This window comes from Oleiagrimonas sp. MCCC 1A03011, assembly GCF_003267965.1.
Lineage (GTDB): Bacteria > Pseudomonadota > Gammaproteobacteria > Xanthomonadales > Rhodanobacteraceae > Oleiagrimonas > Oleiagrimonas citrea.
The window spans coordinates 1-2,310 of sequence record NZ_MSPY01000022.1 but is presented as its reverse complement, the minus strand read 5'-3'; the positions used below and the strand labels follow the sequence as shown (position 1 = coordinate 2,310).

The 2,310-nt window shown below is 47.2% G+C and carries 1 protein-coding gene; it reads right to left on the bottom strand.

The window, feature by feature from the left end; genetic code table 11:
- Positions 1–359 precede the first annotated feature (359 nt).
- A partial coding sequence (locus BTJ49_RS15130) for an alpha/beta fold hydrolase (protein WP_146742384.1) occupies positions 360–2,310 on the bottom strand: 1,951 nt, incomplete at its 5' end.

Here is a 2,310-nt window from a genome sequence, read left to right as displayed (position 1 = left end):
GCGATCTGACGCCCGTCGAGTACCGGCAACGAGCCGCCAAGAGCTCTACTTTTGAAATGTCTGCTTGACGGGGAAGCCTACGCTTAACCCAACCGTCCGCCGAGACAGACAGGATAGAATCTAGCCTTGATTAAGTCTCGCCAGTTGTACGACGCCTTCCCATCATACTTTCGTAACCATGCATACTAACTGTTAATGACCAACAGCTGCGCAAACGCCTCTTTTTAACCCCATCTCGGTCAGTTAGCGAACTTCCTCTACCCAGAATTAATCTGCATATAGACTACATTTCATGACACCTCCAATAAGAATAAACCGTAATTATACTAAATACATAGGAGCCCCAGTCGATTAAACTCTTACTTTGAGTCAACCCATTCTCGCCAATGTTTAGCTAGATCTAATATGTGAGGTGCCCGCAAAATTGAAAAGTGATTTCCTGGCCCTTGCCAAACGCTCAGCCCCGTAGCCCAGCGTGACCATTGATCAATATGGTCCTCGCGTCTTTTCCTGTCAGCGTTGAAATCCAGCTCTGTGTCTCGAACGAGTATTAATAGAACATTTCCATTATAAATAGAGGAAGGGGAATAGATGCAACGGCGCGCGGCAGCATACGTCGCCAATGGACCTTGAAGAATTTTCGGACTACTTTGGCGGGGCAAGAGCTGCTCTTTAAGCATAATTGCATGCAGGTCGTGAAGGAAACGTTCCACCTTACCTGATGTGAGCACTGCTTTGTCAATGTGAAGCGATAGGTTCATCGTCAGATTAATTGCATCCAGAAACCCCTCTAATATTTCCATTTGGCTCACATTGCGTATAACTGAATCTTTTGGCTCTGGAGGCATGCTATCAACCAAAGTTAAGGACGCAATGGTATAACCATTTTCCTGCAGGCGACGAGCCATCTCGAAGGCTACTTGACCGCCGTATGAATGACCTAGCAGATGTACTGGACCGGCAGAAGTCAATGTCTCAATAGCTTTTAGGTTGCACATAGCAGAAACCTCCACGCTGCCATGCGGCTGATCAATTGGATCAATTCCGCGTGGTTGCAAGCCATAAATGGGCCACCCCTCCCCTAGCGCATCAATATAGTCCATGAAGCTTGTCACACTGTCTCCCGCCCCAGGCACACAAATGACAGGAGCTTTATCACCGCATGTAGAGTGTAGGGGGACCAAAGGATCGAAAGAGCGCTTCGGAACAGCTTGCTTTTGCCTAAGATTGGCGAGAGCGCTGGAAAGACGGCTGCCTAAAATTGAACGGTTATTTGGCATCGTCATCATAGTGAAGTGGTTCCCGGGGATTGGAACTGTCTGAATCTGATCTTTTGGTAATACTCTTTCCCAACCTAAGCTTGGCTCAAATACATCCGATGTGAAAAGGTTGTCGGGGCTAGCGCCCTTGAATTCGGTGCCACGTCGGTGCTCTTGATAATTTTGCAAAAGTTCTTCCGCATAGAATTGGTGAATCTCTATCGGTAAGGACGGCACATGATAGGCCTGAGCAGCAAGTGAGAAATCAACAATTCTATTTAATGCACTGGCAATCTCTTGTATCTCGGCATCGATAGGCAATAGCCCACGCTGCTTCACCTCCTTGATCAGTGCCGAGATCGTTAGATCGTCGGGCAAGCCTAAAAAAACTTCCATGGCTTTTTGGTTATCATTTAACTCAAGCGCGGCAAATAGCAACTGCTTTGTGCTTATTAATCTTGACACATCAGATGGCAAGCCAACGTCAATCAGCCCAACAAAAGATACGTCTTCATCTATACTTAATAGGTATTGGGAAATTGCATAAATTAATACCCCACCCGATGAGTAGCCTGCGAGAGAGTAAGGACCATGTGGCTGGACTGCTCGAATCATCAACACTGCCTGGGCAGCCATCCCCTCTATAGCCATAGCCACCATCTCGCTAGAGTAGCACCAGGGCAATGCATAAATCGGGCAACTGAATCTTATATCTTTGGCTAACTCGAATGCATAAGTGTAGTCACCGGTACCCGATGGCACAAAGAATAGCGGCTTTTCAGTGCCAATTCTACGAATTGGAATCGCTCGAGCTTCTTCGATTAAAGGGTCTTCTTCTGCAATTCTGCTGGCTAGATCCTTTAACAAAGGCTTGTGAAATAGGTCATTTACTTGCAGCTCGATATCATGATTCTTTGCTTTATTTACAAGCTGCATGGCTAGCAACGAATGGCCGCCCAGTTCGAAGAAGTTATCGTGACGCCCTACCCTCTGCACACCCAGCAGCTCTTCCCATATCCCAGCGAGTGCCTGCTCGATCTCGCCTTCAGGC